The organism is Atlantibacter sp. MEI4A-1023, from assembly GCF_056155425.1.
Genome location: NZ_CM149568.1, coordinates 3,011,539 through 3,031,986 on the forward strand (window position 1 = coordinate 3,011,539; position 20,448 = coordinate 3,031,986).

Annotated in this window: 14 protein-coding genes; 9 read left to right on the forward strand and 5 right to left on the reverse strand. The window is 57.3% G+C overall.

Going from position 1 to position 20,448, the window contains the following annotated elements; all coding sequences use genetic code 11:
- Window positions 1–55: 55 nt before the first annotated feature.
- The 9 genes from ACVV26_RS14460 to yegS all read left to right on the forward strand — a co-directional run bounded on the left by ACVV26_RS14460 (window position 56) and on the right by yegS (window position 14,632).
- Entirely contained in the window at window positions 56–1,294 is a 1,239-nt protein-coding gene (locus tag ACVV26_RS14460) for an MdtA/MuxA family multidrug efflux RND transporter periplasmic adaptor subunit (RefSeq protein WP_474797862.1), read from the forward strand.
- A complete protein-coding gene (locus tag ACVV26_RS14465; protein WP_474797864.1) occupies window positions 1,294–4,416 on the forward strand; it encodes an MdtB/MuxB family multidrug efflux RND transporter permease subunit in 3,123 nt (1,040 codons plus the stop codon). The genes ACVV26_RS14460 and ACVV26_RS14465 overlap by 1 nt, the downstream gene beginning before the upstream one ends.
- Window positions 4,417–7,506, forward strand: a complete 3,090-nt coding sequence (gene mdtC / locus ACVV26_RS14470; RefSeq protein WP_474797866.1) for a multidrug efflux RND transporter permease subunit MdtC — start codon at window positions 4,417–4,419, stop codon at window positions 7,504–7,506.
- A 3-nt stretch (window positions 7,507–7,509) separates the two neighbouring features.
- A complete protein-coding gene (locus ACVV26_RS14475) occupies window positions 7,510–8,916 on the forward strand; it encodes an MFS transporter (protein ID WP_474797868.1) in 1,407 nt (468 codons plus the stop codon).
- Complete coding sequence (gene baeS / locus ACVV26_RS14480; protein ID WP_474797870.1) at window positions 8,916–10,322, forward strand: envelope stress sensor histidine kinase BaeS; 1,407 nt, start codon at window positions 8,916–8,918, stop codon at window positions 10,320–10,322. Before ACVV26_RS14475 ends, baeS begins: the two co-directional genes overlap by 1 nt.
- Window positions 10,319–11,041, forward strand: a complete 723-nt coding sequence (gene baeR / locus ACVV26_RS14485; RefSeq protein WP_312978511.1) for an envelope stress response regulator BaeR — start codon at window positions 10,319–10,321, stop codon at window positions 11,039–11,041. The genes baeS and baeR overlap by 4 nt, the downstream gene beginning before the upstream one ends.
- Window positions 11,042–11,467: 426 nt before the next feature.
- Window positions 11,468–11,911 (forward strand): Shiga toxin A subunit, encoded by a 444-nt coding sequence (locus ACVV26_RS14490; protein WP_312978505.1) that lies wholly within the window; start codon window positions 11,468–11,470, stop codon window positions 11,909–11,911.
- Between the two features lie 206 nt (window positions 11,912–12,117).
- Entirely contained in the window at window positions 12,118–13,479 is a 1,362-nt protein-coding gene (gene trhP, locus ACVV26_RS14495) for a prephenate-dependent tRNA uridine(34) hydroxylase TrhP (RefSeq protein ID WP_474797872.1), read from the forward strand.
- Between the two features lie 253 nt (window positions 13,480–13,732).
- Complete coding sequence (gene yegS, locus ACVV26_RS14500; protein ID WP_474797874.1) at window positions 13,733–14,632, forward strand: lipid kinase YegS; 900 nt, start codon at window positions 13,733–13,735, stop codon at window positions 14,630–14,632.
- Here yegS and ACVV26_RS14505 read toward each other — a convergent pair.
- Genes ACVV26_RS14505 through ACVV26_RS14525 form a run of 5 tightly spaced genes read right to left on the reverse strand, consistent with a single transcriptional unit; the run spans window position 14,629 to window position 20,448 of the window.
- Entirely contained in the window at window positions 14,629–15,102 is a 474-nt protein-coding gene (locus tag ACVV26_RS14505; RefSeq protein WP_474797876.1) for a YqeJ family protein, read from the reverse strand. The genes yegS and ACVV26_RS14505 overlap by 4 nt on opposite strands.
- A complete protein-coding gene (locus ACVV26_RS14510; RefSeq protein ID WP_474797878.1) occupies window positions 15,089–15,859 on the reverse strand; it encodes a winged helix-turn-helix domain-containing protein in 771 nt (256 codons plus the stop codon). The genes ACVV26_RS14505 and ACVV26_RS14510 overlap by 14 nt, the downstream gene beginning before the upstream one ends.
- A 53-nt stretch (window positions 15,860–15,912) precedes the next feature.
- Window positions 15,913–16,617 (reverse strand): fimbrial biogenesis chaperone, encoded by a 705-nt coding sequence (locus ACVV26_RS14515; protein ID WP_474797880.1) that lies wholly within the window; start codon window positions 16,615–16,617, stop codon window positions 15,913–15,915.
- Window positions 16,589–17,935, reverse strand: a complete 1,347-nt coding sequence (locus ACVV26_RS14520) for a fimbrial protein (protein ID WP_474797882.1) — start codon at window positions 17,933–17,935, stop codon at window positions 16,589–16,591. The genes ACVV26_RS14515 and ACVV26_RS14520 overlap by 29 nt, the downstream gene beginning before the upstream one ends.
- Complete coding sequence (locus tag ACVV26_RS14525) at window positions 17,932–20,448, reverse strand: fimbria/pilus outer membrane usher protein (protein WP_474797884.1); 2,517 nt, start codon at window positions 20,446–20,448, stop codon at window positions 17,932–17,934. The genes ACVV26_RS14520 and ACVV26_RS14525 overlap by 4 nt, the downstream gene beginning before the upstream one ends.

Genomic DNA, 20,448 nt, shown 5'->3' on the forward strand with positions numbered 1-20,448 from the left:
CTCTAAACTAGTATCATTACGCCTAATCGTTTCAGGATAAGAAGACGTTTAACTTATGAAAGGTACTGGTTTATCGCGTTGGATGTGGCCCATCGTTATTGTTATCGCCATCGTAGCGGGCTTGTGGTACTGGCACGCTCAAAAACCAGACGCGGCGTCGGGTCAGCAGGCTTCCGGCCAGCAGCGTAAAACGGGCGGTGGCCGCCCTGGCATGCGCGGGGCGCTCGCCCCGGTACAGGCGGCAACGGCGGTCAGTGAAGCGGTTCCCCGCTATCTTTCCGGGCTGGGCACCATCACGGCAGCAAACACCGTTACCGTGCGCAGCCGGGTTGACGGGCAATTAATGGCGCTGCACTTCCAGGAAGGGCAGCAGGTGAAAGCAGGCGATCTGCTGGCGGAAATCGATCCCAGCCAGTTTAAGGTGGCGCTGGCCCAGGCCGAAGGCCAGTTGGCCCGCGATAAAGCCACGCTCGCCAACGCCCGGCGCGATTTAGCGCGCTATCAGCAGTTGAGCAAAACTAATCTGGTTTCGCGCCAGGAACTTGATGCCCAACAGGCGCTGGTGAATGAAACCCTCGGCACCCTTAAAGCCGATGAAGCCGCCGTTGCCAGCGCCCAGTTGCAGTTGACCTGGAGCCGCATTACCGCGCCGGTCGATGGGCGCGTCGGGCTAAAACAGGTGGATATTGGCAATCAGATTTCCAGCGGTGACACCAACGGCATTGTGGTGCTGACCCAAACGCATCCTATCGATGTGCTGTTTACCCTGCCGGAAAGCGATATCGCTACCATCGTACAGGCGCAAAAAGCCGGGAAAACCCTGACGGTTGAAGCCTGGGACCGCACCAACAAACAGAAACTCAGTACCGGCACCCTGCTCAGCCTGGATAACCAAATCGACGCCACCACCGGCACCATTAAGCTGAAGGGCCGCTTTGATAATCAGGATGACGCGCTGTTCCCTAACCAGTTCGTTAACGCCCGGATGCTGGTAGATACCCAACAGGACGCCATCGTTATCCCCACCGCCGCGTTGCAAATGGGCAACGACGGCCATTTCGTTTGGGTGCTGAACAGCGATAACAAAGTCAGCAAACACACGGTGACCACCGGCATTCAGGACAGTGAAAAAGTGGTGATTACTGCCGGGCTGTCGGCAGGGGATCGCGTCGTCACTGACGGGATAGACCGCCTGACCGAAGGGGCCAGCGTGGAAGTGGTAGAAGCGCATAACGCCCAGGCCGATTCGCCGAACGACGCCCCGACACAGAAAAGACAGGGAGCGCAGTCCTGATGCAGGTGTTACCTCCGAGCGCTACCGGCGGGCCGTCGCGGCTGTTTATCTTACGCCCGGTCGCCACCACGCTGCTGATGATCGCCATTATGCTGGCGGGCGTGTTGGGCTACCGTTTTCTGCCGGTCTCGGCGCTGCCGGAAGTGGATTACCCCACCATCCAGGTGGTGACGCTGTATCCGGGTGCCAGCCCGGATGTGGTGACCTCGGCGATTACCGCGCCGCTGGAACGCCAGTTTGGCCAGATGTCCGGCCTGAAGCAGATGGCCTCGCAAAGCGCCGGGGGCGCCAGCGTCATCACCCTTCAGTTCCAGCTTTCGTTAGCGCTGGACGTCGCGGAACAGGAAGTCCAGGCGGCCATTAACGCCGCCACCAACCTGCTGCCCAACGATCTGCCAAACCCGCCGGTGTACAGCAAAGTTAACCCTGCGGACCCGCCGATTATGACCCTGGCGGTGACGTCTGGTGCGCTGCCGATGACCCAGGTAGAAGACATGGTGGAAAACCGGGTAGCGCAGAAAATCTCCCAGGTTTCCGGCGTCGGGCTGGTCACGCTGTCCGGCGGGCAACGCCCGGCGGTGCGGGTCAAACTTAATGCCCAGGCGCTGGCCGCTCTCGGTGTAACCAGCGAAACCGTTCGTACCGCCATCAGCAATGCCAACGTCAATTCCGCGAAAGGCAGTCTCGACGGCCCGGAGCGCGCTATCACTCTTTCCGCCAATGACCAGATGAAGTCGGCAGATGAATACCGCAACCTGATTATCGCTTACCAGAACGGCGCGGCGATCCGCTTAGGCGATGTGGCGACCATCGAACAGGGCGCGGAAAACCGTTGGCTCGGCGCATGGGCCAACAAGCAGCAGGCCATCGTGATGAATATTCAGCGCCAGCCCGGCGCAAATATTATCGCCACCGCCGATAGCGTGCGTCAGATGCTGCCCACGCTGACGCAGAGCTTGCCGAAATCGGTGGAAGTGAAACTGCTGGCCGACCGCACCACCAATATCCGCGCCTCGGTGACCGACACCCAGTTCGAGCTGATGCTGGCGATCGCGCTGGTGGTGATGATTATCTATCTGTTTTTACGCAATGTGCCGGCGACCATTATTCCCGCCGTGGCGGTGCCGCTGTCGCTGGTCGGCACCTTCGCGGTGATGGTCTTTTTCGATTTTTCGATCAATAACCTGACGCTGATGGCGCTGACCATTGCCACTGGCTTTGTGGTGGATGACGCCATCGTGGTGATCGAGAACATTTCGCGCTATATCGAGAAAGGTGAAAAACCGCTCGCCGCCGCGTTAAAAGGCGCGGGAGAAATCGGATTTACCATTATCTCCCTGACGTTCTCTTTAATCGCCGTGCTGATCCCGCTGCTGTTTATGGGCGATATCGTTGGCCGGTTGTTCCGTGAATTCGCCATTACCCTGGCGGTAGCGATCCTGATCTCGGCAATCGTCTCCCTGACGCTGACGCCGATGATGTGCGCCCGCATGTTAAGCCACGAATCGCTGCGCAAACAAAACCGCTTCTCCCGCGCCAGCGAGCGCTTCTTTGACCGGGTGATTGAAAGCTACGGGCGCGGATTAAGACGGGTGCTGAGCCATCCGTGGTTGACCCTCGGCGTGGCGCTGGGCACCCTGGCGCTGACGGTGCTGCTGTGGATGATGATCCCCAAAGGCTTTTTCCCGGTGCAGGATAACAGCATTATTCAGGGCACATTACAGGCCCCGCAGTCGGCGTCATTCGCCAGTATGGCGGAGCGCCAGCAGCGGGTGGCAGAGGTGATTTTAAAAGACCCGGCGGTGGAAAGCCTGACGTCGTTCGTCGGCGTGGACGGCACCAACGCTTCGCTGAACAGCGCCCGACTGCAAATCCATCTCAAACCTCTGGATGAGCGCGACGACCGTATCCAGCCGGTGATAGCCCGACTGCAACAGGCGGTAGCGAACGTGCCGGGGGTGGCGCTGTATCTGCAACCCACCCAGGATCTGACTATTGATACCCAGGTCAGCCGCACCCAGTACCAGTTTACCCTTCAGGCCAACTCGCTGGAGGCGCTCAGCACCTGGGTTCCGGCGCTGATCGACAAGCTCGCCACTCTGCCCGCGCTGTCGGACGTGAGCAGCGACTGGCAGGATCAGGGGCTGGTGGCGTATGTCAACGTCGACCGCGACAGCGCCAGCCGTCTCGGTATCAGCATGAGCGACGTGGACAACGCGCTCTACAACGCTTTCGGCCAGCGGCTGATTTCCACCATTTATACCCAGGCGAACCAGTATCGGGTGGTGCTTGAACACGATACCCACGCCACGCCGGGCATCAGCGGGCTGGAGACCGTGCGTTTGACCAGCGCCGACGGCGGCATCGTGCCGTTAAGCGCCATCGCTAACGTTGAGCAGCGCCACGGGCCGATGTCGATTAACCATCTCGATCAGTTCCCGTCCACCACCATTTCATTCAATGTGACCGACGGGTATTCGCTGGAGCAGGCGGTGAACGCGATTCTGGACGCCGAGAAAACCCTTGAATTCCCGGCGGACATCACCACCTCGTTCCAGGGCAGCACCCTCGCCTTCCAGTCGGCGCTGGGCAACACCATCTGGCTGATCCTGGCCTCGGTCGTGGCGATGTATATCGTGCTCGGCGTGCTGTATGAGAGCTTTATTCATCCGATTACCATTCTATCTACCCTGCCTACGGCGGGGGTCGGCGCGCTGCTGGCGCTGATGCTGGCAGGTAGCGAGCTGGACGTGATCGCGATTATCGGCATCATCCTGCTGATCGGCATCGTCAAGAAAAACGCCATCATGATGATCGACTTTGCGCTGGCGGCGGAGCGTGAGCAGGGGTTGTCTCCTTATGACGCGATTTACCAGGCCTGCCTGCTGCGTTTTCGTCCGATCCTGATGACTACACTCGCCGCGCTGCTCGGCGCGTTGCCGCTGATGTTGAGTACCGGGGCTGGCGCGGAGCTGCGTCGCCCGCTAGGCATCGGCATGGTGGGCGGGCTGCTGGTAAGCCAGGTGCTGACGCTGTTTACCACCCCGGTGATTTACCTGCTGTTTGACCGCCTGTCTCATTACACCCGGGCGCGTTTTAGCCGTAAAACCGAGGAGGCGTAAGTGCGATTTTACGCCCTGTTTATCTACCGGCCTGTCGCCACCATCCTGCTGACGCTGGCAGTCACGCTGTGCGGCGTGCTGGCTTTTCGCCTGCTGCCGGTGGCCCCGCTGCCGCAGGTTGATTTCCCGGTGATTATGGTCAGCGCCTCGCTGCCCGGCGCGTCGCCGGAAACGATGGCGTCATCGGTCGCGACGCCGCTGGAGCGCGCCTTAGGGCGCATCGCCGGGGTCAACGAGATGACCTCGTCCAGCTCGCTCGGCAGTACCCGGATTATTTTACAATTTGATTTTGACCGCGATATCAACGGCGCGGCGCGCGACGTGCAGGCGGCGATCAGCGCCGCCCAGAGCCTGTTGCCGAGCGGGATGCCGAGCCGCCCGACTTACCGCAAGGCCAACCCGTCCGATTCGCCGATCATCATTCTGACGCTGACCTCCGATACGTTGTCCCAGGGAGCGCTGTACGACTTCGCCTCGACCCAACTGGCGCAGACCATTGCCCAAATCGAGGGCGTCGGGGATGTGGACGTCGGCGGCAGTTCCCTGCCCGCAGTGCGGGTCGATCTTAACCCCCAGGCGCTGTTTAACCAGGGCGTGTCGCTGGACGCGGTGCGCTCCGCCATCAGCAACGCCAACGTGCGCCGCCCTCAGGGCGCCCTGGAAGATAACGATCGGCGCTGGCAGATCCAGACCAATGACGAGCTGAAAACCGCCGCGGAATACCAGCCGCTGATTATCCATTACCACAACGGCGCGGCGGTGAAACTTCAGGACGTGGCGACGGTCACCGACTCGGTGCAGGACGTGCGCAACGCCGGGATGACCAACGCCAAACCGGCGATTTTGCTGATGATCCGTAAAGCGCCGGAAGCCAATATTATCGAAACTGTGGACCGCATCCGCGCCAGGGTGCCGGAGCTGCGGGAAATCATCCCTGCCTCTATCGATCTGCAAATCGCCCTGGATCGTTCGCCGACCATTCGCGCCTCTCTTGAAGAAGTGGAGCAGACGCTGGTGATCTCGGTGGCGCTGGTGATCCTGGTGGTGTTTCTGTTTTTACGCTCCGGGCGCGCGACCTTTATTCCGGCTATTGCGGTGCCGGTGTCGTTAATCGGCACCTTTACGGCGATGTACCTGTGTGGTTTTAGCCTGAATAACCTGTCGTTAATGGCGCTGACCATCGCCACCGGCTTTGTGGTGGATGATGCCATCGTGGTGCTGGAGAATATTTCCCGCCACCTGGAGGCGGGGGTTAAACCGCTACAGGCGGCGCTACAGGGCGTGCGGGAAGTGGGTTTTACGGTGCTGTCTATGAGCCTGTCGCTGGTGGCGGTGTTCCTGCCGCTGCTGCTGATGGGCGGGCTGCCGGGCCGCCTGTTTCGGGAATTCGCCGTCACGCTCTCGGTGGCGATAGGCATTTCGCTGGTGGTGTCCCTGACCCTGACGCCGATGATGTGCGGCTGGCTGCTGAAAGCTAATAAACCGCACACCCAGCCGCGTAAACGCGGGGTTGGCCGGGTGCTTACGGCCTTGCAGGAGGGTTACGCTACATCCCTGCACTGGGTGCTGCGCCACACCCGGCTGGTGGGCGTGGTGCTGCTCGCGACCATGGCGCTCAATATCTGGCTGTATATCGCCATCCCGAAAACCTTTTTCCCGGAGCAGGACACCGGCCGCCTGATGGGCGGTATCCAGGCGGATCAGAGCATTTCCTTCCAGGCGATGCGCGGCAAGCTGGAAGACTTTATGAAGATTATCCGCGACGATCCGGCGGTGGATAACGTCACCGGGTTTACCGGCGGCTCGCGGGTGAACAGCGGGATGATGTTTATCTCCCTGAAACCGCTGGGCGAGCGCCATGAAACCTCGCAGCAGGTGATTGACCGGCTACGTAAAAAGCTCGCCAAAGAGCCGGGCGCCAGCCTTTTTTTAATGGCGGTGCAGGATATCCGGGTCGGCGGACGGCAGTCTAACGCCAGCTATCAGTACACGCTTTTGTCCGATGATTTAGCCGCGCTGCGCGAGTGGGAGCCGAAAATTCGCCAGGCGCTGTCGACACTGCCGGAGCTGGCGGACGTTAATTCTGACCAGCAGGACAACGGTGCGGAAATGAGCCTGATTTACGACCGCGAAACCATGGCGCGGCTGGGGATCAGTGTGCAGGACGCCAACGGCCTGCTCAACAACGCTTTCGGTCAGCGGCAGATTTCTACTATCTACCAGCCGCTGAACCAGTACAAAGTGGTGATGCAGGTCGACCCGCGCTATACCCAGGATATCAGCGCCCTGAACCAGATGTTTGTCATCAACAGCGACGGCAAACCGATCCCGTTGTCCAGCTTCGCCCACTGGCAACCGGCGAACGCACCGCTGTCGGTGAACCATCAGGGCCTGTCGGCGGCGTCCACCATCGCGTTTAACCTGCCCACCGGCGTGTCGTTATCCGAGGCCAGCGACGCCATCGACCGCACCATGACTTCGCTCGGCGTGCCTTCCACGGTGCGCGGCAGCTACGCAGGCACCGCCCAGGTGTTCCAGGACACCATGAACTCGCAGGTTTTCCTGATCCTCGCGGCCATCGCCACGGTGTATATCGTGCTGGGGATTTTGTACGAGAGCTATGTGCATCCGCTGACAATCCTTTCCACCCTGCCCTCGGCCGGAGTCGGCGCGCTGCTGGCGCTGGCGCTATTCGACGCGCCGTTCAGCCTGATCGCGTTGATCGGCATTATGCTGTTGATCGGGATCGTGAAAAAGAACGCCATCATGATGGTAGATTTTGCTATCGAAGCGCAGCGTAAAGGCGATTTGTCGCCGGAACAGGCCATATTCCAGGCCTGTCTGCTACGCTTTCGTCCAATCATGATGACCACGCTGGCGGCGCTGTTTGGCGCGCTGCCGCTGGTGATTTCCAGCGGTGATGGCGCGGAGCTGCGCCAGCCGCTGGGCATCACCATTGTCGGCGGTCTGGTGATGAGCCAGCTGTTGACGCTCTACACCACGCCGGTGGTTTATCTGTTTTTCGACCGACTGCGACTGCGCTTTACGCGTCAACGTCGTGGAGGTGAAGCCATAACGACGAGTGAATAGCCGATGACGGAATTGCCCAAAAGTGTGCGCTGGCAGCTGTGGATTGTGGCGTTTGGTTTCTTTATGCAAACGCTGGATACCACCATTGTGAACACCGCCCTGCCCTCGATGGCGCGGAGTCTCGGTGAAGATCCGCTGCATATGCATATGGTGATTGTTTCCTATGTGCTGACGGTGGCGGTGATGCTGCCTGCCAGCGGCTGGCTCGCCGACCGCGTGGGGGTACGCAATATCTTCTTTAGCGCCATCGTGCTGTTTACCCTTGGCTCGCTGTTTTGCGCCCAGGCCAGTACCCTCGACGGGCTGATTATGGCGCGCGTGGTGCAGGGGATTGGCGGCGCGATGATGGTGCCGGTAGGCAGGCTGACGGTGATGAAAATCGTGCCGCGCGAGCAGTATATGGCGGCCATGACCTTCGTTACCCTGCCGGGGCAAATTGGCCCGCTGCTCGGCCCGGCGCTGGGCGGTATTCTGGTGGAATACGCCTCCTGGCACTGGATCTTTTTAATTAACCTGCCCGTAGGGATTGTCGGTGCCATCGCCACACTGTGGCTGATGCCCAATTACACCATGCAAACCCGGCGCTTCGATTTCTCCGGTTTCCTGCTGCTGGCCTTCGGGATGGCAGCGTTAACCCTGGCGCTGGACGGGCAAAAAACGCTCGGCCTTTCTGTGGCCTGGATCGGCCTGATGGCGGCAGGCGGTTTGCTGGCGCTGGGGCTGTACATCAAACACGCCCAGGGCAACGAGCGGGCGCTGTTCAGGCTGGAGCTGTTCCAGACGCGCAGTTTTTCCATCGGGTTGTTGGGCAGTTTAGTCGGGCGCATCGGTAGCGGGATGCTGCCATTTATGACGCCAGTATTTTTGCAAATCGGCCTGGGATTCTCGCCGTTTCACGCCGGGTTAATGATGATCCCGATGGTGCTCGGCAGCATGGGGATTAAGCGCATCGTGGTGCAGATCGTTAACCGCGTCGGCTACCGCCGGGTGCTGGTGTTCTCTACTCTCGCGCTGGCGCTGGTGACGCTACTGTTTATGGGCACCGCGCTGCTGGGCTGGATTTGGGTATTGCCAGTGGTACTGCTGTTGCAGGGCGTGATCAACGCGATTCGCTTCTCCACCATGAATACCCTGACGCTGAAAGATCTACCCGATCAGCTTGCCAGCGGCGGCAACGGCCTGCTGTCGATGGTGATGCAGCTTTCCATGAGCCTCGGCGTCACCGTCGCCGGGCTACTGCTCGGCGCGTTCGGCCATCAGCATCTGACGCCGGACTCGGCGCACAGCGTGTTTCTTTATACCTATCTCAGCATGGCGGTGATTATCGCGCTGCCCGCGCTGGTGTTTACCCGCGTTCCAGAAGACACCCGTAAAAACGAGGTGATCGCCCGTCGCAGAAGGAGTCAGTAATGAAGTTGTGGCGGCCCGGCATTACGGGAAAGCTGTTTCTGGCGATTTTCGCCACCTGTATTTTGTTGCTGATCACCATGCACTGGGCGGTGCGGTTTAGCTTTGAGCGCGGTTTTATTGATTACATCAAACACGGTAACGCCCAGCGTCTGGAACTGCTGAGCGACGCGCTGGGCGAGCAGTATGCCCTGCACGGCAACTGGCACTTTTTACGCCATAACGACCGCTTTGTGTTTCAAATCCTGCGCTCGCTCGAACGGGATTCCGACGAGGAGCGTGGCCGCCCGACCGGCCTGCCGCCCCACGGCTGGCGCACCCAGTTCTGGGTGGTCGATGAAAACCAGACCGTGCTGGTTGGCCCGCGCTCGCCGGTGCCGCCGGACGGGATGCGCCGGGCGATTACCGTGAATAACGCCAGCGTCGGCTGGGTGATCGCCTCACCGGTGGAGCGCCTGACCCGCTCCACCGATATCAATTTCGACAAACAGCAGCGGCGCACCAGCTGGTTGATTGTCGCGCTGTCAACGCTGCTGGCGGCGGCGGCCACGCTGCTGCTGGCGCGCGGTCTGCTGGCTCCGGTTAAGCGGCTGGTGGAAGGCACCCATCAACTGGCGGCGGGAAATTTCTCGACCCGGGTCACCACCAACAGCCAGGATGAACTCGGCAAACTGGCCCAGGATTTTAACCAGCTCGCCAGTACGCTGGAGAAAAACCAGCAGATGCGCCGCGACTTTATGGCGGATATCTCCCATGAACTGCGCACCCCGCTGGCGGTGCTGCGCGGCGAACTGGAGGCGATTCAGGACGGCGTGCGCCAGTTTACCCCGGAGTCGGTGGCGTCGTTGCAGGCGGAAGTCGCCACCCTGACCAAGCTGGTGGATGATTTGCACCAGCTTTCGCTGTCCGACGAAGGCGCGCTGGCATACCAGAAAGCGCCGGTGGATATCGTCAACCTGCTGGAAGTGGCGGCGGGCGCGTTCCGCGAACGTTTTCTGGCGCGTGGGCTGACGATTTCGCTGTCGCTCCCCGACCATGCGGTGGTGTTCGGCGATGGCGATCGTCTGATGCAGTTGTTCAATAACCTACTGGAAAACAGCCTGCGCTATACCGACGCGGGCGGCGGATTGCAGATCCACGGGCGCACAGATGCTCACACCCTGGCGCTGGCCTTTTCCGACAGCGCCCCCGGCGTTACCGACGCCCAGCTCGGCAAGCTGTTTGAGCGCTTTTACCGCGCCGAAGGATCGCGCAACCGCGCCAGCGGCGGCTCCGGGCTGGGGCTGGCGATCTGCGCCAATATCGTCGCCGCCCATAACGGCACGCTGCGCGCCGACCACTCCCCTTTAGGGGGGATTAGCGTTACTGTATCGCTACCCCTCGACGACGAATTACCGAGAGACGCATGACAGAGCTACCGATAGATGAAAACACGCCACGCATTCTGATCGTGGAAGACGAGCCCAAGCTGGGGCAACTGTTAATCGACTATCTGCGGGCGGCAGGCTATGCGCCGACGCTTATCGACCATGGCGATAAAGTATTAAATTATGTGCGCCAGACGCCGCCGTCGCTGATCCTGCTGGATTTGATGCTGCCGGGCGTCGACGGGCTGACGCTATGCCGGGAAATCCGCCGTTTTTCCGAGGTGCCGATTGTGATGGTCACCGCCAAAATCGAAGAGATTGACCGCCTGCTGGGGCTGGAAATTGGCGCGGATGATTATATCTGCAAGCCGTACAGCCCACGGGAAGTGGTGGCGCGTGTGAAAACGATTCTGCGCCGCTGCAAACCGCAAAAAGATCTGGCGAAGCAGGATGCCGAAAGCCCGCTGGTGGTAGACGAAGGGCGTTTCCAGGCGAGCTGGCGCAATAAAGTATTAGACCTGACGCCCGCTGAATTTCGGCTGCTGAAAACCCTGTCGCACGAGCCGGGGAAAGTGTTTTCCCGCGAGCAGTTGCTGAACCAGCTGTATGACGATTACCGGGTGGTGACTGACCGCACTATCGACAGCCATATCAAAAACCTGCGCCGCAAGCTGGAAGCCCTCGACGAAGAACAGTCGTTTATTCGTGCGGTGTACGGCGTTGGGTATCGCTGGGAAGCAGACGCCTGTCGTTTAATGTAAATCTCATCACAATAATGCCCATGTAAACGTGGGCTATTTAGAATTTGAGAAAAAGTATTCGTTTTATCAGTCCATAAACCATAACATGCCGAAATGAATTATTGGCATGTATCGATGAAACATCAGCGTACAAATAGATCTAAAAAAACACATAGCAATATTAGACATTACCGATACTGGTTTTAAACTCGCCTTTAGCTATTCAAATTCCTTGCTCGAACTTCTATCATCATAAAACAAAAGCTTACACAATGAAACTTACACCTTTTATCGAAAATCAGATGTGTGGTCGCGATGGTTTCATGATCCATGGGAATAGCGTTGCACACCCCTTAGATGCTTCTGATGGATGCATAATCTTAAATTTATCCGAACGTAAAATTATTAATGATAGTACTGACAAAATACTGGTAGTAGAGGATTAACATGAAAAAATCGTTGATTATCCTGGTAACTTTTTTACCAATGTTGTCATATGCTAAAAATTACGGATGTGCGACTGCCGGTGCCTCAATGGAAATATCTCTTTTTGATGCATTATCAAAGCAATTAAAAATAGACACATCAACTATTGCACGCGAAAAAACACAAGTAAAAGTATTAGACATCACGCCAATATCTAAGACATATGCTGAATATCTGGCAAGGATTGATTTCAATAAATATCCTGAAAAAGATAAAACAGAGGATACCTATAACAGAATTTTCTTTTCCAGTTTGTATGAGAATGAAGTCAAGTCTATCACCGCCCAATACACCTACTTTAACAAAGACAAAAAGAAAGCTGTTTTTATAGCAACCAGCCTTATGAATAAAGATGAATGCTCAATAAGGTTTAACGGGTATATTACGCTATCCAGAGAATTTTAAGGTATGTGTATAAAATAAAGCCCTTGCCGTCGATGCCAGGGCTTTTGTTATTTATTATGCGTAACGTTAAGTCTCCCGCTATCGCGCCGCGCTTTACCTCAGCGCATCCCGACGCTACAATTCCCGCCTTCAATGTGGGGATAACCTTCCCCCAAGCCGCCCCACCCGGTGAGGCGGTTCTGACCTGACATCAGAACGAGAACACCATGTTTAAACCCGAACTTCTTTCCCCGGCGGGAACGCTGAAAAACATGCGTTACGCTTTCGCTTATGGCGCGGACGCCGTGTATGCCGGCCAGCCTCGTTACAGCCTGCGGGTGCGCAATAACGAATTCAATCACGAAAACTTACAGCTCGGCATCAACGAGGCCCATGCGCTGGGCAAAAAATTCTACGTGGTGGTGAATATCGCGCCGCATAACGCCAAGCTGAAAACCTTTATCCGCGACCTGAAACCGGTCATCGACATGGGGCCGGATGCACTGATTATGTCCGATCCAGGCCTGATCATGATGGTGCGCGAAGCCTTCCCGGAAATGGATATTCATTTGTCGGTGCAAGCCAACGCCGTTAACTGGGCAACAGTGAAATTCTGGAAACAAATGGGCCTGACGCGAGTGATTTTATCCCGCGAACTGTCGCTGGAAGAGATCGCCGAAATCCGCGAACAAGTGCCGGATATGGAGATTGAAATCTTCGTTCACGGCGCGCTGTGCATGGCCTACTCTGGCCGCTGTCTGTTGTCCGGCTATATCAATAAGCGCGACCCGAATCAGGGCACCTGCACGAATGCCTGCCGCTGGGAATATAACGTCAAAGAAGGCAAAGAGGATGATATGGGTAATATCGTGCACGTCCACGAGCCGATCCCGGTGCAGACCATCGAGCCAACGCTGGGTATCGGTGCGCCGACCGACAAAGTGTTTATGGTGGAAGAAGCCCAGCGCCCTGGTGAATACATGACCGCGTTCGAAGACGAGCACGGCACCTATATTATGAACTCGAAAGATCTGCGCGCTATTCAGCATGTGGAACGCCTGACCAAAATGGGCGTGCATTCGCTGAAAATCGAAGGCCGCACCAAATCGTTCTACTACTGCGCCCGTACCGCCCAGGTGTACCGCCGCGCCATTGATGACGCCGCAGCGGGTAAACCGTTCGACCCTACCCTGCTGGAGACGCTGGAAGGCCTGGCGCATCGCGGCTATACCGAAGGGTTCCTGCGCCGTCATACCCATGACGATTATCAGAACTACGAATACGGCTTCTCGGTATCCGATCGCCAGCAGTTTGTCGGTGAGTTTACCGGTGAGCGTCGCGGTGAGCTGGCGGAAGTAAAGGTGAAAAACAAATTCTCGGTTGGCGACAGCCTGGAATTGATGACCCCGCAGGGCAACATCAACTTCACCCTTGAGCATCTGGAAAACGCCAAAGGCGAAAAAATGGACGTGGCGCCGGGAGATGGTTATACCGTCTGGATGCCGGTTCCTCAGGATTTAGCGCTGGAATTTGCGCTGCTGATGCGCAATTTCACCGGTCAGAGCACCCGTAATCCTCACGGTAAGTAATTCATTTCGGTTATTTTTTCTCATAGGATGAATCTTAGAAAGAGATCACATACCGCTACGAACGATCCGGGTATGATTCGTTTCGCTGAAAAACATAACCCATAAATGCTAGTTGTACCAGGAACCACCTCCTTAGCCTGCGTAATCTCCCTTACGCAGGCTTATTTTTTTCTTCCTCTTTCGGTGCGTTCTGACACGCAATTTTATTATCCAGGATACACTTCCTGAAGATTGACTCACTTCAGGACACCCCATGGACAGCATCCCCGCTTCACTGATGGTTCTTAATGGTAAAGGCGCAGGCAATGACCTGTTGCGAAGCGCAGTTAAACTGCTGCGTGAAGAAGGCATTACCCTGCATGTTCGCGTGACGTGGGAAAAAGGCGATGCTGAACGCTTCGTCAATGAAGCGGTGACGCTGGGTGTGGAAACGGTGATCGCAGGCGGCGGCGACGGCACCATTAATGAAGTGGCAACTGCGCTTTCACGTATCGATACGGCCGTACGTCCGGCACTCGGTATCGTGCCGCTTGGCACGGCCAATGATTTCGCCACCAGCACCGGCATACCGGATGAGTTGGATAAAGCGCTAAAACTCGCCATTGCCGGTAAAGCAACACCCATCGATCTGGTTGAGGTAAACAGCGAAGCGGCGTTTATCAATATGGCGACGGGCGGCTTCGGCACCCGCATCACCACCGAAACGCCGGAAAGGTTAAAAGCCGCGCTGGGTAGCGTCTCCTATTTGCTGCATGGCCTGTTGCGCATGGATACCCTGCAACCGGACCGCTGTGAAATTCGCGGCGAAAATTTCCAGTGGCAGGGCGATGCGTTGGTTATTGGCTTCGGCAACGGGCGTCAGGCGGGGGGCGGTCAACAGCTTTGCCCGGATGCCCTGATTAATGACGGGCAACTGCGGGTGCGGATTTTTACCGGCGACGAGCTGCTGCCCGCGCTGTTCACCACCCTTACCCGCCCGGACGACAGCCCGAATATTGTGGACGGCATTTCTTCGTGGTTTGAAATCACCTCGCCGCACGAAATGACTTTTAACCTGGACGGCGAACCCCTCAGCGGCCAGCAGTTCCGCCTGGAAGTGAAGCCCGGCGCGCTGCTATGTCGGCTGCCGCCGGATTGCCCGCTGTTACGCTAACCCCGACAATACAAAGACGGCGTACGGCTGGTAAAGAACATCCAGCCGTCGTGACTGACTTTGGTGATATTCAGGTAAAACGTCACCCCAGGATGAAGATAAAACTGCGGCAGCGTCGCTTCCAGCACCGCTCCGTCGGTACTGCTGCCCGTTGATGAAGTGACTTCCTTTGAAATCAGGAAATAATCATTCCCTTTGCGGGTAAAATTAAAAAACACATTATGGTTCACCGCTATCGCCGGCGCGTTCTCTGGCTGAATTTCACCGCGCAATACCGCTACACCGGTGTCGCCGTTAAATATATATTTCACCGCCATACTGGCTTTCATCGGCGGTCGTTCAATAAGCGTTTCGCCAAGACAATTAAAATGTTCGCGCTGCCAGTATTGCCAACCATAGACCGATCCCGCCGTAACGATTGCCAGAAAAATTAGGCTACTCAATGGAATAAAAATATTACGCATTGTCATTTTTAGTACTCGTAAATATATAGCGCATGACGCACTGATTTTTTCCCCACAGATGAAAAGCGTTGCGGCAACTTAATACCGACATTCGCGAAAAATTGTTATAGGCAGATAAATATACCCAGGGCCGGGTACGGCAATCCTGCGTAAAATTGCGGGAAAATTGCTGATGTTTTTTATAATCGACGGTATCTGGATTACCAAAAAAATGGCAGCCGTTAAGATTCTCCAGCAGGATATAGTGCTGAAAACGCAGATCGAGGGTACTCCGCCAGGTAAAGAATCCCACTCCAGCGCAGACGGCTGCGGCAACCAGTGCGGCGAAAACCCTGCCCCACAGCCCCGGAGGTTTTGTGGCTTCCGCCGTGGTGGGTGTACTGCGCGCGAGCTCGGCAGCCGGCGGAACCGGCTCATCTTCTTCACACGTATCAATTTGCAGTTGGGATTCCAGTTTGATACCGACCTTAGGGACGGTAACAATCCATTCCTCATTCAAGCCAAATTCCTTAAAAGCCCGGCGTAACAATGAGATATTTTGGTAGAACGTATTGTTGGTGACTTGCGCGCCATTATTGATCCATACCTGCTGAAAAAAAGTGTCGCGTAATATGACTTCGCCATGATGGCGTATTAGTAAATCCAGGCAGCGGCTGGCAGGATTACTGAGGGCAAGCGTTTTCCCCTCCTCTACCTGTGAGACGAGTTTATGTTTTTGCGGCCAGAAGGCCACGGTTCCATTAAGTAAATAGACCTGTGTCATCTTAATCCCTGATTAGCAAATCGTTTTCTATAACAATAGCGCCAGACGCGGGATCACTTTACGGGAGCCGTAAAATCCCACGTATTGCCGTCATCGTTAATTACCGAGAAGTTTATCTTATTTTGCGACGGCTCAGGAGACATGGCTGTCATTATTACGGCTCGCGAGAACGGTGGAATCACCATTCCACGTGATGAATATTTTGAATACCGAACATCCATAAGAGAAATGTTCCATGATGATTCATTGATGGCGACTATAGAACCAGACTGGCGATAAAACACCAGCTTTTCGACTGTTTTCCGATCAAGCGGACCGACGCCTTTAGGCCGCCACATGACTTTTAACTGGGTACGTAATGCCAGCCGCAGCTTTTCCCCAGCCGGTTCTGTGCGGCTTTCCGGGGGGATTTGATAAAGATTCAGCCAGAATAACGACTCACGATCGGCAGGCAGTCCGCTGCCGTGGGTCAATATACGCAGCGACTTGCTTTCCCCGATATTCAACCGAAACACGGGCGGTAACACCACAAACGGCGCTTTTGCGCTATCCGGGGTGTTACGCGGATCGCCGTCGTCCACCCAGGCCTGCACCACCACCGGGTAATCGCCGTCGTTGATCAGATCCACCGCCGCTTGCGCCGCCCCCTGGTTGAAAATCACCCGCGAGGCGTTGACGTTTACCGCACTGTGTCCGGTTGCGTTAACCAGCAGGCACAGCGCCATCAGGCTACTGAAGACGTAACAGAATTTGAGCATGAGATTGATAGGTTCCGGCACTCAGGGCATCGGCACCAAAACTCCCCAGCCGCGCCTCAAACGTTTCTTGATAGTAATTCACGCCGTTCTGGCTGCTGGTCAGGGACTGCGCCCCGGCGAAAACAGGGGTCCAGCCACCCGCGCTGCCCGTACCCGAGGTATCGGTGGTCAGGAAATTCATCGGGCTACCGTTGCGGTATATCCGCACGCCAACGCCTTTCGCATGTCCCGCCTCGCCGTAGTTTTCATCCAGTAACCAGGTGACCGCGCTGCCGCTAACCAGGTTGAAACCGCGGGCGGCCGCTACGCTACTGGCGGGGGCTAAAAAGCCCAGCGCAACGTTGTTTTTATTGGTCGCCACGCCGGAAACAACGGCGGATTCGCAGGCGAAGTTAAGCGTAAAGTTGGTGCTGCGTGAAGCGCCTGCGTTCAGTTCCGCAACGGTTATTTTGGTGAACAACACCAGCGGCGTAAAATCCTGGATCTGGCAGATTGCCGAACGCCGCACCACAATGCCATTGCTGTACAGCGAAACGATACCTGGCCAGTCGTTGGGCCAGCCCGACCAGTTGCCGCCATAGTGCTTTTCACCAATCTTAATGCTCCAGCTTAACGTGCCCGGTCCACGAAACACCTGATAGCCGGTCGGGGTTACCACGGCGTTGTAATTAAAGCTGGCGGCGGTATTGGCGTAATAACGCTCGTCCGCCGTTTTAATCAGTTCCGCGCGGATCGGCGAGAAGTTTTTGGCTTTAATCAGGAAGTTGCCATTGGCATCGGTATCCAGATTAGTCATTGCCCGTTGTTGCCATTCGCTGCGAAAAGGTAAACCGGTTTCTTCATGCGTCAGGCGCAACGCCACGTTTTTCGCCAGCGTCAGGTAAGCGTTGGGCACATCGGTGGCTTCATACATACCGCCGTAAGCGTCATCGCCATTGGTGGACCAGGCTTCGAACAGTTGCCCGGCGGTGTCGGGCGTACAGCGGAAAAAGACCTGCTCAGGATCGTAGCCGCCCCGATGGGCGAAAACGGTATAGGGGATGCCCCCTGCCGATGACAAAATCGTGCCAGGTGGCTGGAAAGTGTGGTTGCTGGAGATGTCGATTGATGTCGACAGTCCAGGCAGTAGGCCATTCTGGGCATCATTCGCCGCCGTCCCGCGCCAGTTGCTGCCGATACCGTCGCTGGGGCTGCTCAGCCGGTGAGTGCCGATGGCCCCGGATGCGCTGGCGCTGTAGGGATAGATAATGTATTCGCAGGCACCCGTCGCGGCTCCTGATACCGCCATCAACAGCGTGCCGGTTAACAATTTTTTCATGGCGATTCACAGGCTCCGGTTAATGGAATAAGCGGTTGGTTTAATTGCGCTGGCGTAAGGCGATAAGCCACCACGCACGCCTTACCGCCGTCACGCCCGATAGTGATGCGCCCTTGCGGTTGTGCAACGCGCGCATAGGCCTGAAGCCCCTGTCCCACCATGCCAACGATCGCGCCCTGGCTGTCTTTGACATCCGCGCCCAGAACCACGCCCTGCGCGCTTTCCGGCTTCAGGGACACGATCAGCGCATGGCCCTGTAGGGTGGCAAACGTCAGCTTCACGGCCGCCCCGGCCCAGGGCACGATGCGCTGCTGGCTTTCCTGCAATTCGGTCTGGTTATCCAGCGCCTGGCTATCAAGGCTAATGGTGTTGTAACGATACGGCGTCAGAGACGGCACCAGCGCATAGCCATGACTGTCGACCACCGCATTTTGGGTGCTGGCAATGCGCGCGCCCTGTGCGCCATCGGCCTCGATTAAAGCAAAGGTTTCGCCGAGCCACGGCCCGGTCGTCAGCCCGCCGCCGTGGAGCACCGCCGCGCCGCGCACGCCGCCGGACCACTGCTGATAATTCGACGCCCGGGCATAGCTGCCGTTCAGGGTGCCGAAATTGCTCATCTTTTGTAGCGTTGCGCTCCAGTTATTCTGGGCGGCGTTGCCGTCTTTCCCCTGTTGCCAGCCCGCAGATACGGCATAACTGAGCGTCTCTTTCTCATCCAGCGGGCCGGTTAACGATACCTGGCTGGATGCCCCGGCCTGCCGGGACCGGCTGGCAGACCAGGAAACATAATGGTCGCGCTCGCCAAAATTGAGCGGCAATGAGAGCGTCAGGGTAAACAGATTTTCCTTCTGCCCGTCACGCAACCGCTCACGGGCGTCGCCACTGCGCGTCATCCACCAGGATTGCTGGCGGCTGACGGTGAAATTCAGGTTCGCCCGGCCAATTTGTGTGGAGTAGCCCATCTGCAACTGCGTCGAGCGGCCCCGGTCATCGTAGTAGTCCATCATCGAGCCGGAAAACCACAGGTTGCCGAGATCGCCCAGTGACTGGTTGAGCGTGGCGGTAAACTGGTTACGCTGATTCAGGGAATCGGAGCGCCAACTGGCGTCATGCTGCCAGCGGCGTTGCGCCAACACATCGCTGAAATCGCGATAACCTGCGGTGGAATAGCGATATCCCGCCAGCGCCACGTGGGTGCCGGTTGGCGCAAAGGTGCGGCTCCAGTGGGTTTGCCAGCGCCAGCCCTGTTCGGTTTGACCGGCGATTTTGGCGCGAGACGCGGTGACGTCGCTGCCGAAAGCCCCAAAACGGGTCGCCACCACGCCCCCCACCACCAGCGCCTGGTAATCGTCTCCCGCCCGGGCGGCGGCGTTGAGCGTCAGGGTGTTTGACCAGCCGTGTTCCAGCGTAAAATCCGCAAAACGGTTATTCACATGCGGATAGTCTCGCGCTGCGCCCAGTACACTGCTGTAACGCCACGTGCCGGGGCGCATCGAAAGCGGCACCGAGGCAAACGGCACGGTGAACTGGCTGCGCTTGCCTTGCGCTTCAATCACATCGACCTGTAAATCACCTTCCCAGGCGGTATTCGCCAGGTTATCGATCAGGAACGGCCCTTCCGGCACGCTGGTTTCATAGATCTTGCGGCCATTTTGGCTGACCACGACGCGCGCCGGGCTTCCTGCGGTGCCGCGGATTTCCGGCGCGTAGCCGCGCCGCGAGAGTGGCTGCATCCGCTCATCGGTCTGGAGTTTGACGCCGGTAAAGGCCACACTGCCCAGCAAATTCCCGGCGGTATAGCTTTCGCCCAGGGTTAACGTACTGCCCAACGCAGCAATCGGGCGCTGCACCCAGGTTTGCAGGTTGTCCCATTTCTGAGTTTGCCGATCGTTATAGCGGCTGATACTGGCCGAGGACTGCTGGCGGAACTGCCATAAGCCCAGATTGATGCCGGAATTCAGCCCCAGCCAGCCGTAATCGCTGCGGTTGCCGTGGCCGCTACTGCTGTAATAATTAGCGTTGTAGTTGGTGAACAACACGCTTTCCCCGGCATTCCATTGCGCAACGGGCACCGCATCCGCCGGGCCTTTACGCAGCGCAGCCTGCGGCACAAACAGCGATAACTTGAGTTCCGCGAGCGCCAGATCCCAGCGCGCGCCGTCCACCGCTGCCTGCGGATACAGGCAATTCATATCGCTATCCTGCTTAACGGCAACCCCCTGGCTTTCCCAGAATGCCGCGCTAAGGCACGGGACCACATCGCCGGACGGCAGCGTTTGAAACGGGATCTCATCCTGCCGGATAAATTGATTATTCAGCCAGATATCTACGCTGTAACGGCCCGCCGCCACGGTGTTTTCCTGGTTAAAACGTTCAATACCTTCACCATAACCGCTGCCTAAAAACAGCGATGCGTCGAAAGTAAAACCCTGATCCTGCCCGGCGGCGGCTTTTGCATACGCGTTATTCATCACACCCAGCAGTACGCAGGCGGCGATTTTTGCCAGTTTCAT

Excerpts from the sequence above, each read along its gene's own strand:
- ACVV26_RS14520 (WP_474797882.1), bottom strand. The coding sequence starts at position 17,935 with ATGAAAAAATTGTTAACCGGCACGCTGTTGATGGCGGTATCAGGAGCC.
- trhP (WP_474797872.1), top strand. The coding sequence starts at position 12,118 with ATGTTTAAACCCGAACTTCTTTCCCCGGCGGGAACGCTGAAAAACATG.
- baeR (WP_312978511.1), top strand. The coding sequence starts at position 10,319 with ATGACAGAGCTACCGATAGATGAAAACACGCCACGCATTCTGATCGTG.
- ACVV26_RS14525 (WP_474797884.1), bottom strand. The coding sequence starts at position 20,448 with ATGAAACTGGCAAAAATCGCCGCCTGCGTACTGCTGGGTGTGATGAAT.
- ACVV26_RS14465 (WP_474797864.1), top strand. The coding sequence starts at position 1,294 with ATGCAGGTGTTACCTCCGAGCGCTACCGGCGGGCCGTCGCGGCTGTTT.
- baeS (WP_474797870.1), top strand. The coding sequence starts at position 8,916 with ATGAAGTTGTGGCGGCCCGGCATTACGGGAAAGCTGTTTCTGGCGATT.
- ACVV26_RS14460 (WP_474797862.1), top strand. The coding sequence starts at position 56 with ATGAAAGGTACTGGTTTATCGCGTTGGATGTGGCCCATCGTTATTGTT.
- ACVV26_RS14475 (WP_474797868.1), top strand. The coding sequence starts at position 7,510 with ATGACGGAATTGCCCAAAAGTGTGCGCTGGCAGCTGTGGATTGTGGCG.
- ACVV26_RS14515 (WP_474797880.1), bottom strand. The coding sequence starts at position 16,617 with ATGCTCAAATTCTGTTACGTCTTCAGTAGCCTGATGGCGCTGTGCCTG.
- ACVV26_RS14490 (WP_312978505.1), top strand. The coding sequence starts at position 11,468 with ATGAAAAAATCGTTGATTATCCTGGTAACTTTTTTACCAATGTTGTCA.
- yegS (WP_474797874.1), top strand. The coding sequence starts at position 13,733 with ATGGACAGCATCCCCGCTTCACTGATGGTTCTTAATGGTAAAGGCGCA.
- ACVV26_RS14505 (WP_474797876.1), bottom strand. The coding sequence starts at position 15,102 with ATGACAATGCGTAATATTTTTATTCCATTGAGTAGCCTAATTTTTCTG.
- ACVV26_RS14510 (WP_474797878.1), bottom strand. The coding sequence starts at position 15,859 with ATGACACAGGTCTATTTACTTAATGGAACCGTGGCCTTCTGGCCGCAA.